Below are 21,337 nucleotides of genomic sequence, written 5' to 3' on the forward strand. Positions count from 1 at the left end.
GGCGGAATTTGCCGAGCGATCGAAGTCTCAATCGGCAACGATCTTCACGCGGTCGCGCACCTTCACCTGCGCGGTGCGGTCGAGGCCGTTGAGCACGCGGAAGCGCTCGGCGGGGTGGTCGACGCCGGCCATGCGGTGGGACAGCGATTCCACGGTGTCGCCGGGCTGCACGGTGATGACCTTGATGCGCAGCGGGCGAGCGGCCTGGATCTCGTCGAGGGTCAGGCGGCGGAATGAGTTGACGGTCTCGCGCGCGTTGCGCTCGCTCTCGGTTGACTTCTGCCGCGTCGCGAAGATGAAGCGGTAGACGTCGCTGCCGAAGCGCAGCGCGTAGACCTTGAACTGCCACTGGTCGCCCTTGGCGGTGGCTGACGCCGCCGGGAAACCGTTGATGGTGATGTCCTCGGTGGAGGCCTTCTCGACGCCTTCCATCCAGCCGGAATTGAGGTAATCGCCGAGCGACTGCTCGGCCGGCACGCGCACGACGTCGAAGCGCATCGCCTGCGAGCCGCCGTCACGCACGCCGATCACGGCCTGTGCGGTGTTGTCGAGCGTGAAATTGTCCGGCGCCTGGAAGGTGAAGCCGAGCTTCGGATGCAGGAAACGGCGGCCGCGGACGAAGCCTTCGCTGGGGTCTTCGCCGTAGACGAGATTGTCGATCGCGGCGAGATAGGTCTCGCGGTCGCGCTCGGCGCCCTCAGGCGCAGCGTATTGCCGGGCGATGGTCTGCGCGTTCTGCACGCGCTCCGGGGTTGCCGGATGCGACGAGGTGAAATCCTGCGCGCGCGGATCGAGCGAAGACTTGCCGGCCTTCAGCTCGGCATTGCGTTCCATCGCTGAAAGGAATCGCGCGGCCCCATAGGGGTCGAAATGCGCCTTGGCGGAGATACCGACGCCGATGCCGTCCGCCTCGAACTCCTGGTTGCGAGAGAAGCTTGCCATGGTGAGCTTGGTCTTGGCGAGCGCCAGCGCCGTGAGGTCGGGATCGTTGCTCATGTCGGTGACGACACGGGTCACGATCGCGGCCTGGCGCGCCTGGTCCTCGCGCATCGCGGCGTGCTTGGACAGGACATGCGCCATCTCGTGGCTGAGCACGGAGGACAATTCGGAGGTGTCGCTCGCCAGCGCGAGCAGGCCGCGCGTGACATAGAGCTGGCCGTTCGGGAGCGCGAAGGCGTTCACCGCGCCGGAATTGAGAATGGTGACCTTGTAGCCCTGGTCGGGCCGGTCGGACGCGGCGACCAGCCGGTCCACGGTCTTGCTGACCAGCGATTCGAGCCTGGGGTCGTCATATGTGCCGCCATAGCTCGCCAGGATGCGCTCGTGCTCCTTCTCGGTGGCGGGAGTCTGCGCCACGGCCGGCTTCGGCTTGGGCATGGCCACGGTCGGCGGGGCGGCCGCGGTCTGGAACCGGCCCATGTCGCCGCAGCCCGCGAGAAGGCTGCCCAGCGCAAGGCAAAGCGCGGCCGGCGCTGCCCGCAGGCGGCGGCAATCACCCAATCCGTGCCGTTCTAGCACCCCATTCACGTCGCTTAACCCGTGCCTGGCCCTTAAGGCCCTACCCCAGTAGGCTCGTTTGCGCCCAGCAATTCAACCTGTCCCAAGAGACGCAATTCAATACGCGGCCCCGCATTCCCCTCAACCCAGCCTCGGACTCGAACTCGTCGATTTTCCAAGGACTTAAGAGGGATCCCGGCGCCTTCGAAGGTCGCACTCACGCGCCTTGAAATAATCACGGCAAAGCCGCGTGTCCAGTTCCGTCCGAAGTTGAGGTAGGTCATTGCCCCAGCTTGCCGGACCGACAGGACTTTGCCCTCGACCACCATAAAGCGCCCGATCCCCGCCAAAATATCGTCCGCACTTTCCGCGTTTTTTATGGCCGACGGGTCAGCCCAGCTGCCCATTTTTTGGTGCCGGGCCTCGGCCTCCGACGCCATCAGGGCGGCCGCGCAGTCCTTGTCGGTGACCTCCGCAGAGACGATCGCGTCGCCCTTGGCCAGGAGCTTGGCCTGCACCGAGGTGTCGTCTTCGCCGGTGAAGATGAAGGCGCCCTGGCGGCCGTAGCGATCGGGTGTGTCGTCCGCGCTTCGCAGCGTCACGCCGCGCCCGGTGAGCAGCGACGCCAGCGCCTGCTTGGTCGTCGCCGTCGGCTCGATCCCGGTGAGGCGGATTTCGCGGCCGTCGTCGAGACGCACGCTGCGCGCATCGACGACAGCGGCGACGCGGCCCTCGCCTTGCGACTCGAACAGGCACGGCGTCGCGAACGCGGTGTGATCCGCGATGAAAAGGAATGCGACGGTGAGATGAAGCAGTCGCGTCACGTTGCCCGGAGAGGTTGCGTTACGCTCCAGTTCTAACGCAAACGTGGCGAGCCGCGAAGACTCTCGTAGGGTGGGCAAAGCGAAGCGTGCCCACGTCTTTGGCTCATCGCACCGGTTCGTGGGCACGGCGCGAAGAGCGCGCCTTTGCCCACCCTACGACAGTTCGCGTGTTGCTGCGTCGCTGCCTCACACCGTCATTGGTTCGCTTCCGCGGTCGAACCGACGATGCAGAAAATCTTGCGTCTTCCAACCATTCCGCTTTGCGGAAATCGCGCGGCGCAACATGCGGCCTCTTCGCACCTGCGCTTGCTGCGCACTTGCGCATGCGGCATGATTGCGGCAACAGCTTTTGCCAAGAGCAATAACCAAGCCGCCATCAGAGACAGGCGATAAAGGGAGGTCTTTTCCATGAAGCATATTATGTCAGGCATTTTTGCCGCCGCGTTCGCCCTCAGTGCGAGCGCTGCCGCGCAGGCCCAGGACAAGCCGCCGCTGAAGATCGGCGGCATCCTCGACATGTCGAGCCTGTATGCCGACATCACCGGCCCCGGCAGCGAGACCGCGGCGAAGATGGCCGTGGAGGATTTCGGCGGCGAAGTGCTCGGCCGCAAGATCCAGGTGCTGGCGGCAGACCATCTCAACAAGGCGGACCTGTCCGCCAACATCGCGCGCGACATGCTCGACAATCAGGGCGTCGAGATGATCTACGATGTCGCGGCCTCCGCCACCGCGCTTGCCGCCGGCGAGATCGCGAAGGCGCGCAACAAGATCATCATGTTCAACGGCCCGGGCTCGATCCGGCTCACCAACGAGGCCTGCGGTCCCTACACCATCCACTACGTGTTCGACACCTACGGCCAGGCCAACGTCACCGGCCTTGCGGCCGTGAAGTCGGGCCTCGACACTTGGTTCTTCCTCACCGCCGATTATGCCTTCGGCCAGGATCTGGAGAAGGACACCAGCGCCGTCGTCACCAAGACCGGCGGCAAGGTGCTCGGCGCCGTGCGCCATCCGCTCAACACGTCGGATTTTTCGTCGTTCCTGCTCCAGGCCCAGGCCTCAAAAGCGAAGGTGATCGGGCTCGCGAATGCCGGCGGCGACACCGTCAACGCCATCAAGCAGGCGGCCGAGTTCGGTATCACCAAGGGTGGCCAGAAGGTCTCGCCGCTGCTCGCCTTCGTCACCGACATCGACTCGATCGGGCTGGAGACCGCGCAGGGCCTGCTGCTGGCCGAGGCATTCTATTGGGATATGAACGACGAGACGCGCGCGTTCTCGAAGCGCTTCATGGAGCGGGTGAAGCGGCCGCCGACCTCGGCGCAGGCCGGCGTCTACTCGTCCGTGACGCATTACCTGAAAGCCGTGAAGGCGGCCGGCACCACTGATGCCGCGGCGGTGATGAAGGTGATGAAGGAGACGCCGATCAACGACTTCTTCGCCAAGAACGGCAAGATCCGCGAGGACGGCCGCATGATCCACGACATGTACCTGTTCGAGGTGAAGAAGCCGTCGGAGTCCAAGGGCCGCTGGGACGACTACAAGCTGCTCGCCACCGTCCCCGGCAGCGAGGCGTTCCAGTCGCTGGAGCAATCGCGCTGCCCGCTGGTGAAGAAGTGACGGCGTGACGTAAGTCACGGCGTCATCCCGGGGCGCGAAGCTGCGCACCTGAGGATCTCGAGGTTCCGGGTTCTCGCTTCGCGAGCCCCGGAACGACGGAGCCAAACAACAACAAGGGAGACGCCCGTGAACGACATGGTCCTGCAAAAGCTCGAAGGCGGCCTGCTCACCATCACAATGAACCGCCCCGAGCGGAAGAATGCGCTCAATCCCGACATGGTGCGCGGGCTGGTCGAGGCGGCGCGGCGCGCCGCTGACGATCCCGAGGTGCGCGCGGTGCTGTTCAAGGGCGCCGGCGGCTCGTTCTGCGTCGGCGGCGACGTCAAGTCGATGGCGGAGGGCCGGGCACCGCTGCCGTTCGAGCAGAAGCTTGCGAATTTGCGCCGCGGCATGGAGGTCTCGCGCATCCTGCATCAGATGCCGAAACCCGTGGTGGCGCAGCTCGACGGCGCCGCGGCCGGTGCCGGGCTGTCGATGGCGCTGTCCTGCGACCTGCGTATCGCCAGCGAGTCCTGCAAGATCACGACGGCCTTCGCCAAGGTCGGCTTCTCCGGCGATTACGGCGGGACTTATTTCCTGACCCAGCTGCTCGGCAGCGCGCGGGCGCGCGAGCTCTATCTGATGTCGCCGGTGCTGACCGCGAAGGAAGCGCATGCGATCGGCATGGTGACCAAGGTGGTGCCCGATGCCGAGATCGACGCGGCCGCGCACGACGTCGCGCTGTCGCTGGCGCAAGGCCCCTCGATCGCGCTCGGCTTCATCAAGCGCAACATCAACAACGCCGAGCATCTGGCGCTGGAAGACTGCTTCGACGGCGAAGCCATCCACCACACCCGCTGCGGCGACACCGCCGATCACAAGGAGGCCGCGAAAGCCTTCGTCGAGAAACGCAAGCCCGCCTTCAGGGGCGAGTGACAATGACATCCTATATGCGCCTGCGGCAGATCTGCCTGGTCGCGCCGCAGCTCGAGCCGGTGATCTCCGACATCGCGGGGATCATGGGCCTTTCCGTCTGCTACCGCGACGGCAACGTCGCGAAATACGGCCTGGAGAATGCGCTGCTCCCGGTCGACACGATCCTGCTGGAGGTGGTGGCGCCGTTCAAGGACGGCACCACGGCCGGCCGCTTCATCGAGAAGACCGGCGGCCGCGGCGGCTACATGGCGATCTTCTGCTGCGGTGATCCGGACGAGCGCGGCCGCAATGCCAACGCCATGGGCGTACGCACGGCCAACGTCATCGACCACGCGCCCTATCACGGCGTGCAGCTCCACCCACGCGACTGCCGTGCCGCCTTCATCGAGTTCAACCACACCGAAGGCAGCGACGACATTCTGGGCCCGTATCCGCCGGCAGGGCCGGACTGGCAAAAGTTCATTCGCAAGGACGTGACGCAGGCCCTGACGGTCGTGGAGATGCAGAGCCCGGATCCGCAAGCGCTGGCGGAGCATTGGGGCAGGATCATCGGTGTTGCGAGCCGCGATGCCGAACTGAAGCTGCCCAACGCGACCTTCCGCTTCGTGAAGGGCGCGAGCGAGATCATGAGCGCGCTGGAATTTCGGGTGGCCGATCCCGCGAGCGTGCTGCATGCCGCCAAAGCCAAGGGCCTCGCGGTCGCGGGGAATGAGTTTTTGCTGGGTGGCGTGACGTTTCGCGTGAGCTCAGCGCTCTAAACCCTCTCCCCTTGTGGGAGAGGGTGGCTCGCCGCATAGCGGCGAGACGGGTGAGGGGTTTTTGTCCTCTCGAGTGGTCTTGCAAGCGGGGAGATACCCCTCATCCGGCGCTTCGCGCCACCTTCTCCCGCAAGGGGAGAAGGAAGAAAGAAGCGACCGTTTTGTAAGACGCTACCGTCCCTTGAAATTCGCTGCGCGGCGCTCTTCGGTGGCCTTCACGCCCTCCTTGAAATCCTCAGTCGCGCGCAGGCGGGTCTGCTCGGCGAGCTCGTGGTTGGTCGCGGCCATCACGCGGTCGGCGAGACCATTACGCATCGTGGCCCGGGTGGAGAGCAGACCGAGCGGGGAGCATTCGGCGATCTCGCCGGCGAGCTTCATTGCTTCCGCCTTCACCTGGTCCTGCGGCACCAGCACGTTGGCGAGGCCCCATTTGACCGCCTCTTCGCCGGTGACGCGGCGGCTGGTGTAGAACATCAGCTCGGCGTTGTTCTTGCCGATCAGCTCCGGCAGCGTCACGGTGAGGCCGAAGCCGGGATGGAAGCCGAGCTTGGTGAAGTTCGCGGAGAAACGCGCTTCGGGGCAGGTGACGCGGAAATCCGCGGAGACCGCGAGGCCGAGGCCGCCGCCGATGGCCGCACCCTGCACCGCCGCGACGATCGGCTTCTTGGCGCGGAAGATGCGCACGGCCTGGATGTAGAGATGGTTGATCGGCCCGAGATTGTCGGCCGGATCGCCCTTCTTCTCGGCTTCGCGCGCTTCCTGCGCCTGCCGGGCCGGGTCGCCGAAATTCGCGCCGGCGCAGAACGCCTTGCCCTGCGCCGAGAGGACCGAGGCGCGGATCTCGATGTCGCGGTCGAACTCGTCGAGCGCATCCGCGATCTGGTTGATTAGCGATATGTCGAAGAAGTTGAGCGGAGGACGGCGGATCTCGATGGTGCCGACGTGGCCGACCTTCTCAACGGCGATATCTTTATAGGTGCTCATGATGTCCTCGAAGCGTTAGCGCAAACCAAGTCCGCGCGCGATGATGCCGCGCAGCACCTCGGTGGTGCCGCCCTGGATGGTGAGTTTCGGTGCGGTCTTGATGGCGAAGTCGAGCTGCCGCTCCAGCGTCTCGCGATTGGTCGCGGTCTCCTCGACGAAGGCGGCGAGATCGCGGACGCGGTGCGGAAGCTGCTGCTCCCAGACCGTGCCGATGTCCTTGACGATGGATGCCTCCACCACCGGCTCCTTGCCGGCCTGCAGCATTCCGGCCACGGAGACCGACATGCGCCGCATGGTGTGAAGCTGGGCGACGAGCCGGCCGATGCCCTCGGCGCTGCGCGTGTCCGGGTTCGGACCGACCGCGCGGACCAGCTCGGTCAGCACGTAGTAGGTCTCGAGGAAGCGCTCGGGGCCCGAGCGCTCATAGGCGAGCTCGCTGGTCGCCTGCTTCCAGGCGCCGTCGACTTCGCCGAGCACGTGATCATCAGGGACGAAGAAGTCGGTGAACACGACCTCGTTGAACTCGTACTGGCCGGTGATCTGGCCGATCGGGTTCACCTTGATGCCCGGCTGCTTCATCTTGACCAGGAACTGGGTCAGGCCGTGACGGCGGTTTTCCTTGGTCGGCTGTGACGTGCGGAAGATCGCGATCATGTAGTCGGCGATATGCGCCGACGAGGTCCAGATCTTGGTGCCGTTGATGAGATAGCCGCCGTCGGTCTTGGTCGCGCGCGTCTTGGCCGCGAACAGGTCCGAGCCCGAGTTCGGCTCGCTCATGCCGATGGCGAAGCAGATCTCGCCGCGGCAGATACGCGGCAGGATGTCCATCTTGATGTGCTCGGGCGCGTATTTCAGCAGCACCGGCCCGCTCTGGCGGTCGGCGACGAAGAAGCGCCGCGTCGGCGCGTTGGCGACGCGCATCTCCTCAGTGACGACGTAGCGCTCGAGGAACGAGCGCTCCTGGCCGCCATATTTCTTCGGCCAGGTCATGCCCAGCCAGCCCTTGGCGCCGACCCGGCGGGAAAACTCCGGCGCGTCGGTGTCCTCGCGGTTGGGCTTGTGCGGATCGAAGGTGCCGGCGGCGATCTCCTCGGCGAGGAACGCGCGCACTTCCTTGCGCAATTGCTCGCACTTTTCGGGCAGGCGGATCGGGTCGAAACGAAGGGCTGCGGTCATCTGTTCTCTCCCCGATCAGCGCGACGCCACGAGCGGCCACAATTCGTCGGCGCCGCGTTTCGCGACGAGCTTGCCGAGCTCGACGGCCCAGTGGCTTTCCGAACCGAAATCGTCGCGCCAGGCCAGCGCGCGCAGCGAATAGCGGTGCAGGATGTGCTCCATGGTGAAGCCGATCGCGCCATGGACCTGGTGCGCGATGCTGCCGCCTTTTTCGGCGGCTTCCGCGCAGCGGATCTTGGCTGAGGCAGCTTCGAGATAGACCTCGTCGTCGAAGGCTTTTGCATTCGCGATGGCATCGGCGGCCGAGGTGGCGGCCGCGAGCGCTGCGGCGGATTCGCCGGCGAGGCGCGCGAGATTGTGCTGCACCGCCTGGAATTTCGAGATCTTCTTCTCGAAGGCGACGCGCTCGTTGGAATAGCGCACGGAGATGTCGAGCATCGATTCCAGCGCGCCGGCGATCTGGAGGCTGCGCGCGACGCCGCCCATCAGCATCAAATGGGTCTGCTCGAAGCCCTTCGGCGCGGGCTTGACGGTGACCGGCTGAATCTTGTCGAGCGTCACGGTGTCGCTGTGGTCGTAGCCGACATTGAGCCCGGATTCGATCCGCGCCTTGCCCGCATCGACCAGCGCAACGACCGCGCCGTCCTTGCCCTGCGCCAGCACTGCAAAATGCTTTGCCGCCTTGGCAAAGGGCACGCCGCGGGCGCGGCCCGAAAGCGCGCCGTCGGCATCGAGGGTGATGCGATCCTTCGGCGACGCCGGCAGGACCGTCATCTCGCCTTCGGGCGAGGCGATCTTGGCCTGCGCGAGCAGCCAGCCCGCCAGCATGGTTTCTGCGAGGGGAACCGCGACGGCGAAGCGGCCGGCGGCATTGAGCAGGGCAAAGCCATCGGCGAGGCTCGCGCCGGAGCCGCCGAGATCGTCCGGCACCCAGGCCAGCGGCAAGCCGGCCTCGCTCAGCGCCTGCCACAGCGGCGCCTGCCACGAGTCCTTCTTGTCGTTGTTGATGGTTTGCGGATCGGCGAGATCGGCGAAGATTTTTTCCGCGGTCTCGACGACGATATTGTCACTCTCCGCCACAGCGTTCCCCGTGTTTTGCCATTGGCGCGTCCGGTCTGACCGGCCGGCGCGCAGGTTCTTCTTGCGCCCGATGATCGGAAAAAGCCATGGCCCTGACAAGCGTTGATCGCAAGCCCATCTGCGGCGGCGGCATGGGGGCGCAAGCCGGTCTGGATTAATTCCGCTTAGCGGAGTTTGCTCGATTTGCAGGGCGCGGCAAACTCGCTAAACAGGGCGCCTGTAATTTACAAAGGGAAGGAAATACCGGATGGCAAAGGACGGCTTGTGCGCAATCGTGACGGGGTCCGCATCCGGCCTCGGTGCAGCCACCGCGGAAATTCTCGCGCGGAGCGGGGCGCGCCTCGTCATCAACTACTCGTCGAGCAAGACCGAGGCCGAGGCCACGGCAGAGCTCTGCCGCAAGGCCGGCGCGCCGGAGGTGCTGGTCGCGCAGGGCGACGTTTCCAAGGATGAGGATTGCCGCAAGATCGTCGCGGCGGCGAGCGGCTGGGGCCGGCTCGACGTTCTCGTCAACAATGCCGGCACCACCAAGCATGTCGCCCATGCCGATCTCGACGGATTGTCGGCGGAAGATTTCCAGCGCCTCTACGGCGTCAACACCATCGGCCCGTTCCAGATGGTGCGCGCAGCGCGCAGCCTACTCGAAGCCGGAGCGAAGGCTTCGGGGCGTCCGTCAGCCGTGGTGAACGTGTCGTCGGTCGCCGGCATCAGCGGCGTCGGTTCGTCGATCGCCTATGCCGCGAGCAAGGGCGCGCTGAACACGATGACCCTGTCGCTGTCGCGCGCGCTGGCGCCGCTGATCCGCGTCAACACGGTGTGCCCCGGCTATATCGACACGCCCTGGTTCACCAAGGGCCGCGGCGAGGCCGGTGCCAAGCAGGTGCGCGACAGCGTGATAGCGAAGGTACCGCTCAAGGTCGCCTCATCCGCGGAAGACATCGCGCAGCTCGTCTGCTTCCTCGCGATGCCGGCGTCCAGCAACATGACCGGCGAGGTCGTGCGCATGGATGCGGGGATGCATTTGATTACGTGAGACGCCCCGCGAGTGCGGCAAATACAAGTGTCGTCCCGGCGCAGGCCGGGACCCATAACCACAGTCCGTGGTCGTAGCGCAAACTGGTAACTCCAAGTCTTCGCCAAACCAAATTCGGTGGCTATGGGTCCCGGCCTGCGCCGGGACGACACCGAATTTGTTGATAGGGCGCGCCGTAACGCGACGACGCGCTACCCTTTTATCACGCCGCTCGCCACCAGCCGGTGCCAGATGAACAGCACCACCACCGCGCCGATCGTAGCCATGATGAAACCGGCGCCCTGGTCGGGGCTGTAATGGCCGATGGCCTGGCCGATGAAGGTCGCCAGAAACGCGCCGGCAATGCCGAGGATGGTGGTGAGGATGAACCCGCTCGGATTGTTCGGCCCCGGCGCGAGCCAGCGCGCGATGAGGCCGGCGATGAAGCCGACGATGATGATCCACAACAGGCCGCCGAAACTCATGACAGTGCTCCCCTTGCCTCGAAGATGTCGATCGGACTTTGACTAAATCCTGTCGGATAGCTCGTTCTCGGTCGGCAGCCGCCCGTCCGGCGTCAGGTGGTCGATCACCTGCGGCAGATACTGGCTGAGGCCGGAGAGCAGCTCTTGCTGCGACAGCCCGCTTTGGGCGGACAGGCTCTCGATCTGGTCGGCGCCGAGCGCATTGGCGAGATCGCCGGGCGCGATCGGCTTGTTCTCACCCTTGCCGACCCAGGAATTCGCGGCATCGCCGTGGCCGCCCTGCTGGAGCTGGTTGAGGAGATCGCCGAGCCCGCCGCTGAGCACGGTACCGGCCGCGCCGCCCGCGAGCAGGCCGCCGAGGCCGCCCTTGAGCAGATCGCTGAGACCGCCACTGCCACCGGGGCCGCCGGCAAGCACGTTGCCGCCCGTGTTCGCAGGTGTCGGAGGCGGCAGCGGTGAGCGCTGCTGCGGGGCCGGAGCTGCGTCAGGCTGTCCGGCGGTCAGATGCTTGAATGCCTTCCAGGCGAGCAGGCCGAGCAGTGCCATGGTCATCGGCGACATGCCGCCGGAGGATTGCTCGGAGCTCGGCGTGCTTGAGCCGCGGGGGCCATTCTGCATGCCGTTGAGGACGTCGAGTAGACCCATGGTGCTCTCCTTTGGCGTCTCGTTCGGCGAATTCTCGCCGCTGACTGCCCCCGGGGCGAAAACATATGGGGCTCTCATGACGGTTACAAGGCGGATGCGGCGCAGCCAATGGGCAGGCGGCGCTGCCTCTGCTATCGAAGGCGGGACGTTAAGGAGAACATGGTGGTTACGGATCGACCCATCGTGGTGGCCGGCGCAGGCGCCATCGGCTGTTTCGTCGGCGGCATGCTGGCATCCGCCGGCCGCCGCGTCGCGCTGCTGGTGCGGCCGCGGGTGAAGACCGAGATCGAGCGGTTCGGCCTGCTTCTGACCGATTTCGACGGCTCCGAGACGAAGCTCGGCGCCGGCCGGCTCGCCCTCTCGGAAGACCCTTCGATCTTCCACAGCGCCGGCATCGTGCTTGTGACGGTGAAGAGCGCCGACACCGCCGCCGTCGCGGACCAGATCGCGCAGCATGCGCCCGAGGATGCCGTCATCGTCTCGCTTCAGAACGGGATCGGCAATGTCGCCGTCCTGCGCGAACGCCTCGGCGGCCGGCGCGTGCTCGCCGGCATGGTGCCGTTCAACGTGGTGGCGATGGGCGAGGGGCGCTTCCACCGCTCGAGCTCCGGCGACATCCATGTCGGGCAAGACGAGGCGAACACAGCCGCGGCGCTTTCGGTGCCCGGGCTGAACGTGCGCGCAAGCGCGGACATCACCGGCGTGCAATGGGGCAAGCTGATCATCAATCTGAATAACGCGCTCAGCGCGCTGTCCGATATGCCGCTCGCCGCGCAACTTGCCAATCGCGACTGGCGCAGGCTGTTCGCCGACCAGATGGCGGAAGGACTGGCAGCGCTGCAGGCCGCCGGCATCGCGCCGGTCTCCTCGACGCCGATCCCGATGAACTGGTCGCCGACCCTGCTGCGGCTGCCCGACATGATCTTCAACGCGATCCTCGGACGCACGATGAAGATCGACCCAGAGGCGCGCTCCTCGATGTGGCAGGATCTGAAGCAGCGCCGCAAGACCGAGATCGACTATCTGCAGGGCGCGGTCATTGCGCTGGCCGAGCAGAACGATGTCGCCGTGCCGCTGATGCGCCGCATTGTTGCGCTGATCAGGGAGGCCGAGATTGCCGGCGAGGGCCCGCCCGGGCTCACGCCGCAGCAGATTCGCGGGACGGTCTGACTGCAAGGAGGAGCGCGATGAAGCGTTGTTTGATGATCGGGCTCGCACTTGCCGCCCTCTGCGGCGCATCGACGCTCGCCTATGCGAGGCCCCCGACGGTCATGAACTCGCCCGGCTATGACAGGCGATTGCAGGAGAGCAGGTCGCAATTGGGTGGTTCGACGGTGACGGCGCCTGCGATCGCGCCGGTGACGAAGCCGAAGCGGAGCAAGAAGAAGCGGTAGAACTGAAGCCACATTCTCCGCCGTCGTTCCGGCGAAGGCAGGGACCCATACCGCGTGATTTATCGATAGGACGCGGTGTTCGTTCCGACGAAGAGATCATTGCTAGTCTTCGCCAAACTCCTCCTTGTGGTTATGGGTCCCGGCCTTCGCCGGGACGACAGCGGAGTGTGTGGCGGTAGCGGGACGTGAATTACACGCCTCAGCCCTTCTTCGCCGGCTTGCTCGGCGTCGGGTTGAACAGCTTCTTCAGATCGTTCAAGCTTTCCGAGAGGCGCGGCCATTCGCAGGAGAACGAGCCCTTGGTGCATGCGCCCTTTGGTCGCTGGCCGACGCTCTGCTGCACCTTCGGCCGCTCGACCGGCACCGGTACGCGCGCGGTCTCGGTTCGCAGTGCGACCTGCTGCAGCTGCTGGACCTGTTGTTCCTGCTGCTCGCGCTGCTGACGCGCGGTGGCCTGGGCCGCTTCATTGCTGCGGCGCTGGTTGGCGAGATACGCCGTGTAGGTTTCGTCGATCTTCCTCTGCTCTTCCGGCGTCGGGTTGGGACCTGCGATGTCAAAGGTGCGGTCCTGGAGGAAGTCGTAATAGGTGTAGCCGCCGCCCGGCTTGCGGCGGCCGGCGAACTTGGCGTTGCAATCGGCGAGCGCGGATGTCTTCTCGGCCTTGGTTGCGGCCTTCTCGGCGGCATCGGCGCATTCCTCGAAGTCGACCGGGGCGCGCTTCCACCATTGGGCCTGGGCATGCGACGGCGTCAGCAGAAAAAATCCTGCTGCGGCAACGAGAAGCGCCGCACGACGCGATGCAACGACGACAGACATTCTACGAGAGCATTCCTTACGAGACTCAACTCGAACTGAGTCGAGCCGGATTTTTGCCCCTTTATCGCCGGCTTGTCACCCATGGAACCCGGGATTTTCATGGCTGGGATGCTGACATTTTTTGCTTGACGTGGCCCGGGAGTCACAGCCGCGCGGCACATGTTGCGCTTAGACTTTTATCGATCTGAATCCGAGGGGGAATCTCCGTCATGCGCGCGCTGGCCCGACTTGCCGCACTCGCCCTGGTGCTGAGTTGCGGCCATGCCTTCGCAGCGGACGAGGATGCACCCAACCGCAAGCCGGTGAAGGCCATCGGCGATGCGCGGCTCTCGGTCGGCGGGCGGGGCATTTTGCCGCTCTACCTCTCCCGCGACTGGTCGATGCCGCTGCCGGCGGTCCTGCGCGCGGTCATCGTGCTGCATGGACGCCTGCGCAATGCCGACGAATATTACATATCGGCCAACAACGCGCAGGCTGCGGCGGGCGACGACGGCAAGAGCGCACTCATGATCGTTCCCCAATTCCTGGCGGAGGTCGACATCGAGGCGCACAAGCCGCCCGCGGACACGCTGCGCTGGTCGCTGGAGGGATGGGAGGGCGGCGATGCCGCGCTCGCTCCGAATCCGGTGTCGTCCTTCGAGGCGCTGGATGCGATCCTGGCAAAGCTCTCGGACCGGCGCGTCTTCCCGAACCTGAAGCAGGTCGTGGTCGCCGGGCATTCCGGCGGCGGCCAGGTCGTGCAGCGCTATGCGATCGCGAGCAAGGGCGAGGCGCCCCTGCTGCGCCAGCACATCGACATCCGCTACGTCGTCGCCAATCCCTCGTCCTACGCCTATTTCAGCGGTGAGCGGCCCCTGCCGAAGGTTGCGGCATCCTGTCCCGGCTACGACAACTGGAAATACGGCATGGGTGGCCGTCCGCCTTATCTTGCGGACGCGACACCGGCGGCCCTCGAGCAGCGCTATGTCGAGCGCGAGGTGATCTACCTGCTCGGCACGCTCGACACCAATCCGAAGCACTCCGCATTGGACAAGAGCTGCATGGCCGAGGCGCAAGGCGCCACGCGCTATGCGCGCGGCCATGCCTATGCCGATGCGATGGCGAAGCGCGATCAAGGCACGCCCAATCACCGGGTCTGGGATGTCGCCGGCGTCGGCCATGATGGCGACAGGATGCTGACCTCAAAATGCGGCCTTGCCGCGCTGTTCGACAGTCCGGGCTGCGGCGCCGAGCGCTGACGTCTTGAAGGCGCAGCTCTCGCTGTTACACTTCGTCCCGCGAGCGCCTCGCACCGGGGCGCCGCCAAAAAGACGAAGTGGAAACGCCTGATGCTGCTGCCCCTGTCCGACGTGCCGCGCTGGTACGCTCAACGCAAACCGCAAGGCACGATCGCCGTCCGCCACGGACAGGACACACTCACATGGGACGAGCTCGAGCGCGGCGCCAACCGGCGCGCGCGGGCGTTCGCGGCCAAGGGCGTCAAGCCCGGCGATTTCGTCGCGATCGGATTGCCCAACGGCAACGCCTTCTTCGAGACATCCTTTGCAGTGTGGAAGTGCGGGGCGACGCCGACCTCGCTGTCGTGGCGGCTGCCGCGCGGCGAGGCCGCCGCGGTGCTCGACATCCTCAAGCCTGCGCTCGTCGTCGGCGGCGAAGCCGACTGGAACGCGCCCAATCGTCTGCCAGCGGATTTCGTGCCGGAAGGCTTTTCGGACGAGCCGCTCAATCCGCCGGTGGCACGCTACTGGAAGGCCATGACCTCGGGCGGCTCGACCGGCCGTCCCAAGGTGATCCTCGATCACCAGCCGGCGGTCACCGACACGGTCGCAACGCCGCCGCTCAACATCCCCTTCGGCGTCTCGCTGCTCAATCCCGGTCCGCTCTACCACAATGCGCCGTTCATCGTGTCGCATTATGCGCTGTTCACCGGCGGTCAGCTCACCGGCCTCGTCAAGTTCGATGCCGAGGAAACGCTGCGGCAGATCGAACGCGAGCGCGTGCAATGGGTCAATTTCGTGCCGACCATGATGCACCGGATCTGGGCACTGCCCGAGCACGTGCGTAGCGCCTATGACGTATCGAGCCTGCAGACGGTGTTTCACATGGCGGCACCCATGCCGCCCTGGCTGAAGGAGAACTGGATTTCCTGGCTCGGGCCCGAACGCGTCTGGGAGCTCTATGGCGGCACCGAGCGGCAAGGCTCCTGCATCATATCAGGGACGGAATGGCTGGCGCACAAGGGGTCGGTCGGCAAGATCGGCGAGATGGCGAAGCTTCGCATTGTCGGCGAGGACGGGAACGACGTCGCGCCGGGCGAGACCGGCGAGATCTATTTCCTTAACAATGACGGCAAGGACGCCACCTATCATTATCTCGGCGCCGAGCCGAAGCGCCGCGCGGACGGCTGGGAATCGCTCGGCGATATCGGCCGGCTCGATGCCGAAGGCTATCTCTATCTCGGCGACCGTCTCGCCGACATGGTCTTGCGCGGCGGCGCCAACATCTATCCGGCGGAGGTGGAGGCCGCGGTCTCCGAGGCGCCCGGCGTGCGGTCCTGCGTGGTGGTGGGATTGCCCGATCCGGAATTGGGCCAGCGCGTGCACGCCATCATCGAGCCGGAGAGCCATGCGGATGGCCAGGAGATCGCCGACGGCATGGCGGATTTCCTCAAGGACCGGCTCAGCCGCTACAAGCACCCTGAGAGCTTCGAGTTCGTCAGCGCCCCGCCGCGCGATGATTCCGGAAAAGTCCGCCGCACCCTGTTGCGCGACGAGCGCGCGGCGTGGATGAAGGAAGGGCGCGCCTTCCGGATCATGCCGGCGAAGGCGCGGGCGCACGCTGAATAAGAAAATCCACGAAAGGACTGTCTTGACATGACCATCACCATCGCAGCGAACAGCGTGCCCAAACCGCCGGCCGAGATCATCGAGGGATTTCGCGGTGCGCCGACGTCGGTCATCTCCGACAATCTCGCCCGCCTGCCCGGCGCGGTCGGTCTGAAGCCCTATCACCGCGGCGGCAAGCTGGTGGGCACGGCCTTCACGGTGCGCACGCGGCCCGGCGACAATCTCGCCATCCACCGCGCACTGGAGCTGGTTGGGCCCGGCGACGTCATCGTGGTCGACGGCGGCGGCGACGAGACGCGAGCGCTGGTCGGCGAGATCATGAAGAACATCGCGCAATGGCGCAAAGCCGAAGGCTATGTCATCGACGGCGCGATCCGCGATGTCGCGGCGTTCGCGGCCGACGACTTCCCTTGCTACGCCCGCGCGGTGATCCATCGCGGCCCCTACAAGAACGGCCCCGGCGAGATCAACGTGCCGGTCTCCGTCGGCGGCAGCGTGATCTCGCCCGGCGACGTCGTCGTTGGCGACGAGGACGGCGTGGTGTCGTTCCCAGCCGCGGGTGCGGCGGCGTTGCTGGAAGCGGTGCGTGCCCAGGTCGCGCGCGAGGAGGAGACCATGAAGGCGATCCGCGAGGGCCGCTATCAGGGCTCGTATGGGAAGTCCTGATCAAACGACAACAAAAGGGGAGAATGGCGTGAGCCAGAAGGACGAATTTCACAACATCGACAATCCCGACGATGGGCTGTTCCGCGAGCTCGCGGCGGGGGTGACCACGCGTATCTTCTCCGGCGAGCAGGCGATGCTGTCCGTGGTGACGCTGGCGCCGCATGCGCAGGGCACGCTGCATCATCATCCCGAGGAGCAATGGGGCGTGCTGCTCGACGGCTCCGCCATCCGCGTGCAGGGCGACGAGGAGATCCCGGTGAAGAAGGGCGATTTCTGGCGCACGCCCGGCAACGTGCCGCACACCATGCGCGCGGGCCCCGACGGCGCCCGCGTGCTGGACATCTTCAGTCCGCCTCGGCCAGAATACAAAAAAGCAGGGTCGGGCTTCGGGACGACCTAAAGCGCTCAAAAGCAAAAAAGCAAAGCGCAAGAAACAAAAGGGAGGGGACCATGACGATCACACGACGGGCGCTGCTGGCCGCGCCCGCCATCCTGGGGATGGCACCGGCGAGCGCGCAGGCTTCGAAAATCACGCTCGTCGTGCCGTTTCCACCGGGCGGCTCGACCGACGCGATGGCGCGGCTGCTCCAGAGCAACCTGCAGACCAAGCTCAACCGCATCGTGGTGGTCGAGAACAAGTCGGGTGCGGCCGGCGCGCTCGGGGCGGCGCAGGTCGCCAAGAGCCCGGCCGACGGCTCGACCTTCCTGGTCACCTTCGATTCCCACGCGGTGATCCCCTCGATCCTCGACAAGCCGCCGGTCGACGTCGAGCGCGAGCTGATGCCGGTGCTGCTGATCGGCACGGCGCCTTACGTGATCGCGGCCGGCGCCGGCCGTCCCTACAAGACCTTTGCCGACGTGGTCGCCGCCTGCAAGGCGACGCCCGGCGCGGTGAAATACGCCTCCGTCGGCATCGGCACGCTCGGCCATCTCGCCATGACCGTGCTCGGCAGCAAGGCCGGCGTCGAGATCATGCACGTGCCCTATCGCGGCGGCGGCCCGGCCATGAACGACGTGCTCGGCGGCCATGTCGATCTCATCGCGGGATCGGCGGCGCTGGTCGCGGCCCAGCTCGGCACCAACATGCTGCACCCGATCCTGCAGCTCGGCCGCGAGCGGCTGCCGAACCTGCCGGACACGCCGACCGCGATCGAGGCCGGCTTTCCCGATTTCGAGACGCTGGCCTGGTGGGGCGTGTTTGCGCCTGCGGGCACGCCGCCCGATATCGTCTCGGCCATGGCGACGGCCTCGAAGGAGATCCTGAGCGAGCCCGCGACCGCCGCCCAGCTCAAGGAAACGCAGCAGATGACGCTGCTGCTCCAGGACGGCCCCGCCTTCAAGACCTTCTTCGACAAGCAGGTCGCCTATTGGGGCAAGGTGGTGAAGGACAACAATATCAAGGCGTAAGGCTGCCGGCGGACGCCTGTATTGGCCGCGGCGAGGGCTTCCGATTTGGCTCTCGCTTTGATATGTACAGCTCCAGGCAACCCGCCTCGCGGCGGGTTCCGCGGTCCCGTAGCTCAGCCGGATAGAGCGGCGGTTTCCTAAACCGTAGGTCGCATGTTCGAGTCATGCCGGGATCGCCAGCCTCTCCCCATCGCAGCGTCGAATTCAGCGACGGACCCTTGCCACGATGACGTCGCGCCGCTTGATCACGCGGTCGACGCGATGCGCAAGATTGTCGTAGGGCGGGGTCTGGACGACGTCGAAAGGCGCGGTGTCCTGGACGAATGCCACCATGTCTTCGCGCGTGAAGCGCGTCGAATCCCAGGAAAAGGCCATGCAGCCGCCCGGCAGCAGCAGCTTGGCCCAGGCGGGTAGACAACCGCTCAAAAGGTCCTGCAGCGGGGCGTTGTGCTGAATGCCGTAAGGCAAGTCTGCGACGATGAGGTGGGGTTGACCGAAGCCGGATGTCAGCTCCTTCGCCGCGGCACCGCCTCCGCTCACCAGCATGCAGCGAAGAGGATCGTTCCTTCCGATCTGAAAGGTCCAGCGGTGCGCATTCCCCAACTTTCGGAGGCGCTCCTGCGTCTTCGACAGCGATATTCGGTTCTCGCGACAATATTGCATGAGGAAGGTGGCTGTGGACTCGATGTCGCTCTGCTCGAGTTCGACACCGGCAACACTGGCACCGAGCGACAGCCCGACGAAGAGACTCGTTCCGCCGCCGCATAGCGGATCGAGCAACTTCAGTTCACGCCAATCCAGGTCGCGGAAGTCGGAAGCGTTCTTGGCGATGTTGCAGACGAATTGCGTGAAAAACTCGCTCGTCTTTCCCTTGTAGCGTCTGATGGAAGGCAGGTCCCGGGAGATGGCAAAGGGATAGCTGACCGCGACCGGCCGCAGCAACGGGCCCTGCACGGCGTCGATGGAGTCGAAAAGCTCGAAGACGTTCCCGATCATCGCCATGCTGGCGAGCTGTCTGCGATGCTGCTCCGTCAGTTCGCCGCCCGATTTTGTGAACCTGACGTAGTCCTGCCCGGCGATCTGCTCCAGCGACACGTCCGAGAGCGTCTGCCCCAGCGGCGACGCCAGCAGTTCGGCGGCAGCGAGGTCGCGGGCCAGATTGGAGTATTGACTGCTTCTCTGTGGCGCGACCTGCGCGACGAAGGTGTTCGTAGAGGTCATGGTCGGTACGTAAGCCACTCTTCTGCTGGATTCGAGGCTAGAGCGGCTGTCGGCAGCCCCCGTAGGGGCGTCAGCCTCAGTCTTGCTCAGTCTGCCTCGGAGATACAAAGAGCGGGCAAATTGCCGATAAATCGGTCGAGAGCGCAAGCGCCGTTCCGGCATTTCTCCCAAAAATGCGCCGGCCGGAGCGAGTATCTACCTCTCGCTAGGATCGCCATTTCGTCCTTCCTTAGATCGCCGAGCCCGAGATCCGCGCGAAGCGCTTGCGGTATTCGGCGGGCGTCACGCCGACATGGCGGGCGAAGGCGCGGCGCAATGTGTCGGCGTCGGCAAAGCCGCAATGCAGGGCGACCTGCTTGGGCGCCTCGTTGCCGAGTTCCAGCAGGCGCCTTGCCGCATTGACGCGGGCCTCCTCCACCCAGGTCGCGGGCGTGATGCCGACTTCGGCACGGAACAGTCGCGCAAAATGCCTCGGGCTGATGTCCATGCGCGCCGCAAGGCTGGCGACGCTGTGATCCAGTCCGGGATTGGCGGCGACCCAGCGCTGCAGCTCCTGCAGCGCGGCGCGGCCGGCGGGCACGGTCTCGCCCTTGCGGGTGAACTGCATCTGCCCGCCCGGGCGCTTGAAGAACATCACGAGCTGGCTTGCGACCCTCATCGCAATCTCGCGTCCGAGATCTTCCTCGACGAGAGCGAGCGCCAGATCCAGCCCCGCGGTCACGCCGGCGGCGGTGCGGAGCTTGCCGTCGGTGACATAGATCGCGTCCTTGTCGATGGTGACCGACGGGAATTTTTCGGCGAGCCGGTCCGCGACCGCCCAATGTGTCGTGACTCGCTTGCCATCGAGAAGGCCCGCTGCCGCAAGAAAGAACGCGCCCGAGCAGACCGAGCCGAAACGCCGCGTCCTTCCCGCACGCCGGCGGAGCCAGTCGATCACCAGTCCGTCCGGCGGCACGTCGGCGGCGTTCGGGCATCCCGCGATCAGCAAGGTGTCGATGCTCTCCTGGAAGCCGCGATCGAGGATGCGGTCGGGCATCAGGCGCACGCCTGAGGAGCTGCGGATCGGACCCGGCTCCGCGCCCGCCACGAACAGCACATAGGCCTGATGTCCGGCCTGCAGATTAGCCTCGGCGAAAACGTCGAGCGGGCCGGCGACGTCGAGAAGCTGCACGCCGGGCAGCGCAACGATCACAACGGTCCTCGATTTCGGCTTCGCGCCCATGTCCGGCTCCCGTGTCCGCCTTGGCAGGTATTTGTCCGTTTTAGACGTATTACGTCAATTGAGGACAATCTAGCCTGGACTTACCTTCGCCGCCACCATAGAAATTCAGGAGACCATCATGGAAGAGATCACCGGAGCCGCCGCCATTCCCGACAGCAAGCTGGCGCGCACCATCACCGACTACATCCGCGACACCGAGACGGATCTGCTCTTCAACCATTCCAGCCGCGTCTATCATTTCGGCGCGCTGGCCGGCATCCGCCGCGGGCTGACGTTCGACCGCGAGCTGCTCTACGCCGGCGCCATGTTTCACGACATCGGTCTGATGCCGGGCCATGGCAGCCGGCACGAACGGTTCGAGGTCGACGGCGCGCATGCCGCGCGCGATTTCCTGCGCAGCCACGGCGTCTCCGAAGCCGACGCCTATACGGTCTGGACCGCGATCGCGCTGCACACCACGCCCGGCGTGCCGCAGCACATGCATCCCGTCGTCGCGCTGGTGACCGCCGGCGTCGAGATGGACGTGCTCGGGCTTACCTACAAGGAATATCCCGACGCGGAGCGCGAGGCGGTCGTGAAGGCGTTTCCGCGCACGCCGCACTTCAAGGAAGACATCATCCAGGCGTTCTACGACGGCATCAAGCACAGGCCGGAGACGACCTTCGGCAACGTCAAGGCCGATGTCATCGCCGACAAGGAGCCGCATTTCCATCGCGGCAATTTCTGCAGCGTCATCCGCAACTCGCATTGGCACGGCTGAGCGGCGTTCGC

At 65.6% G+C, this 21,337-nt stretch carries 23 protein-coding genes and 1 tRNA gene; 13 read left to right on the top strand and 11 right to left on the bottom strand.

What is annotated here, in order from left to right; translation table 11 throughout:
- Nucleotides 1–27: 27 nt before the first annotated feature.
- From A7X65_RS32320 to A7X65_RS42200, 3 genes are all read right to left on the bottom strand, one after another.
- A complete protein-coding gene (locus A7X65_RS32320; RefSeq protein WP_063692940.1) occupies nt 28–1,518 on the bottom strand; it encodes a M48 family metalloprotease in 1,491 nt (496 codons plus the stop codon).
- 32 nt (nt 1,519–1,550) lie between these two features.
- Nucleotides 1,551–2,321, bottom strand: a complete 771-nt coding sequence (locus tag A7X65_RS32325; RefSeq protein WP_430643690.1) for a thermonuclease family protein — start codon at nt 2,319–2,321, stop codon at nt 1,551–1,553.
- A gap of 194 nt (nt 2,322–2,515) precedes the next feature.
- Complete coding sequence (locus A7X65_RS42200) at nt 2,516–2,731, bottom strand: hypothetical protein (RefSeq protein ID WP_145669214.1); 216 nt, start codon at nt 2,729–2,731, stop codon at nt 2,516–2,518.
- Here A7X65_RS42200 and A7X65_RS32330 point away from each other — a divergent pair.
- From A7X65_RS32330 to A7X65_RS32340, 3 genes are all read left to right on the top strand, one after another.
- A complete protein-coding gene (locus A7X65_RS32330; protein ID WP_063692941.1) occupies nt 2,730–3,938 on the top strand; it encodes an ABC transporter substrate-binding protein in 1,209 nt (402 codons plus the stop codon). The two genes, A7X65_RS42200 and A7X65_RS32330, sit on opposite strands and share 2 nt — an antisense overlap.
- A 135-nt stretch (nt 3,939–4,073) precedes the next feature.
- Entirely contained in the window at nt 4,074–4,853 is a 780-nt protein-coding gene (locus tag A7X65_RS32335; protein ID WP_145669419.1) for an enoyl-CoA hydratase, read from the top strand.
- Between the two features lie 2 nt (nt 4,854–4,855).
- Nucleotides 4,856–5,611 (top strand): VOC family protein, encoded by a 756-nt coding sequence (locus A7X65_RS32340; protein WP_063692944.1) that lies wholly within the window; start codon nt 4,856–4,858, stop codon nt 5,609–5,611.
- A 171-nt stretch (nt 5,612–5,782) separates the two neighbouring features.
- On the opposite strand, the gene A7X65_RS32345 is transcribed toward A7X65_RS32340, so the two are convergent.
- The 3 genes from A7X65_RS32345 to A7X65_RS32355 are packed head-to-tail and all read right to left on the bottom strand — an operon-like array spanning nt 5,783 to nt 8,851.
- Nucleotides 5,783–6,595 (bottom strand): enoyl-CoA hydratase/isomerase family protein, encoded by an 813-nt coding sequence (locus A7X65_RS32345; protein WP_063692946.1) that lies wholly within the window; start codon nt 6,593–6,595, stop codon nt 5,783–5,785.
- A gap of 15 nt (nt 6,596–6,610) precedes the next feature.
- Nucleotides 6,611–7,771: an acyl-CoA dehydrogenase family protein gene (locus A7X65_RS32350; protein ID WP_018316466.1), complete on the bottom strand. Its 1,161-nt coding sequence runs from the start codon at nt 7,769–7,771 to the stop codon at nt 6,611–6,613.
- Nucleotides 7,772–7,786: 15 nt separating this feature from the next.
- On the bottom strand, nt 7,787–8,851 hold the full coding sequence (locus A7X65_RS32355) for an acyl-CoA dehydrogenase family protein (RefSeq protein ID WP_063692949.1): 1,065 nt from the start codon (nt 8,849–8,851) through the stop codon (nt 7,787–7,789).
- A 247-nt stretch (nt 8,852–9,098) separates the two neighbouring features.
- Here A7X65_RS32355 and A7X65_RS32360 point away from each other — a divergent pair, with 247 nt between their 5' ends.
- Complete coding sequence (locus A7X65_RS32360) at nt 9,099–9,884, top strand: SDR family NAD(P)-dependent oxidoreductase (RefSeq protein WP_063692951.1); 786 nt, start codon at nt 9,099–9,101, stop codon at nt 9,882–9,884.
- Nucleotides 9,885–10,075: 191 nt separating this feature from the next.
- Here A7X65_RS32360 and A7X65_RS32365 read toward each other — a convergent pair whose 3' ends face one another.
- Nucleotides 10,076–10,348 carry a GlsB/YeaQ/YmgE family stress response membrane protein gene (locus A7X65_RS32365; RefSeq protein ID WP_063692953.1) on the bottom strand — a complete coding sequence of 91 codons (273 nt, stop codon included), beginning with the start codon at nt 10,346–10,348 and terminating at the stop codon, nt 10,076–10,078.
- A 42-nt stretch (nt 10,349–10,390) separates the two neighbouring features.
- Nucleotides 10,391–10,993, bottom strand: a complete 603-nt coding sequence (locus tag A7X65_RS32370) for a YidB family protein (protein WP_063692955.1) — start codon at nt 10,991–10,993, stop codon at nt 10,391–10,393.
- A 162-nt stretch (nt 10,994–11,155) separates the two neighbouring features.
- Between A7X65_RS32370 and A7X65_RS32375 the strand changes: the two genes are divergently transcribed.
- Together A7X65_RS32375 and A7X65_RS41070 are read left to right on the top strand one after the other, a co-directional pair.
- Nucleotides 11,156–12,163, top strand: coding sequence for a 2-dehydropantoate 2-reductase (locus tag A7X65_RS32375; RefSeq protein ID WP_063693840.1), 1,008 nt, complete (start codon nt 11,156–11,158; stop codon nt 12,161–12,163).
- 17 nt (nt 12,164–12,180) lie between these two features.
- Nucleotides 12,181–12,387: a hypothetical protein gene (locus A7X65_RS41070; RefSeq protein ID WP_082885138.1), complete on the top strand. Its 207-nt coding sequence runs from the start codon at nt 12,181–12,183 to the stop codon at nt 12,385–12,387.
- Between the two features lie 199 nt (nt 12,388–12,586).
- Here the strand turns inward: A7X65_RS41070 and A7X65_RS42905 are convergent, their stop codons facing one another.
- Complete coding sequence (locus tag A7X65_RS42905; RefSeq protein WP_063692957.1) at nt 12,587–13,204, bottom strand: hypothetical protein; 618 nt, start codon at nt 13,202–13,204, stop codon at nt 12,587–12,589.
- 209 nt (nt 13,205–13,413) lie between these two features.
- Here A7X65_RS42905 and A7X65_RS32385 point away from each other — a divergent pair, with 209 nt between their 5' ends.
- From A7X65_RS32385 to A7X65_RS32410, 6 genes are all read left to right on the top strand, one after another.
- Nucleotides 13,414–14,442, top strand: coding sequence for an alpha/beta hydrolase (locus A7X65_RS32385; protein ID WP_063692963.1), 1,029 nt, complete (start codon nt 13,414–13,416; stop codon nt 14,440–14,442).
- A gap of 90 nt (nt 14,443–14,532) precedes the next feature.
- Nucleotides 14,533–16,050 carry an AMP-binding protein gene (locus A7X65_RS32390; RefSeq protein WP_063692965.1) on the top strand — a complete coding sequence of 506 codons (1,518 nt, stop codon included), beginning with the start codon at nt 14,533–14,535 and terminating at the stop codon, nt 16,048–16,050.
- A 27-nt stretch (nt 16,051–16,077) separates the two neighbouring features.
- Nucleotides 16,078–16,716: an RraA family protein gene (locus A7X65_RS32395; protein ID WP_063692967.1), complete on the top strand. Its 639-nt coding sequence runs from the start codon at nt 16,078–16,080 to the stop codon at nt 16,714–16,716.
- 28 nt (nt 16,717–16,744) lie between these two features.
- Entirely contained in the window at nt 16,745–17,116 is a 372-nt protein-coding gene (locus tag A7X65_RS32400) for a dimethylsulfonioproprionate lyase family protein (protein ID WP_063692969.1), read from the top strand.
- A 50-nt stretch (nt 17,117–17,166) separates the two neighbouring features.
- Entirely contained in the window at nt 17,167–18,123 is a 957-nt protein-coding gene (locus tag A7X65_RS32405; protein ID WP_063692970.1) for a tripartite tricarboxylate transporter substrate-binding protein, read from the top strand.
- Nucleotides 18,124–18,225: 102 nt separating this feature from the next.
- Nucleotides 18,226–18,302, top strand: a tRNA-Arg gene (locus A7X65_RS32410).
- Between the two features lie 25 nt (nt 18,303–18,327).
- Here A7X65_RS32410 and A7X65_RS32415 read toward each other — a convergent pair.
- Complete coding sequence (locus tag A7X65_RS32415; RefSeq protein ID WP_156528315.1) at nt 18,328–19,362, bottom strand: TRM11 family methyltransferase; 1,035 nt, start codon at nt 19,360–19,362, stop codon at nt 18,328–18,330.
- A gap of 211 nt (nt 19,363–19,573) precedes the next feature.
- Entirely contained in the window at nt 19,574–20,566 is a 993-nt protein-coding gene (locus A7X65_RS32420) for a GlxA family transcriptional regulator (protein WP_063692973.1), read from the bottom strand.
- A 118-nt stretch (nt 20,567–20,684) separates the two neighbouring features.
- Between A7X65_RS32420 and A7X65_RS32425 the strand changes: the two genes are divergently transcribed.
- Nucleotides 20,685–21,326, top strand: a complete 642-nt coding sequence (locus A7X65_RS32425) for an HD domain-containing protein (RefSeq protein WP_063692974.1) — start codon at nt 20,685–20,687, stop codon at nt 21,324–21,326.
- Nucleotides 21,327–21,337 lie beyond the last annotated feature (11 nt).

Origin of the sequence: Bradyrhizobium stylosanthis (assembly GCF_001641335.1) — a bacterium.
Lineage (GTDB): Bacteria > Pseudomonadota > Alphaproteobacteria > Rhizobiales > Xanthobacteraceae > Bradyrhizobium > Bradyrhizobium stylosanthis.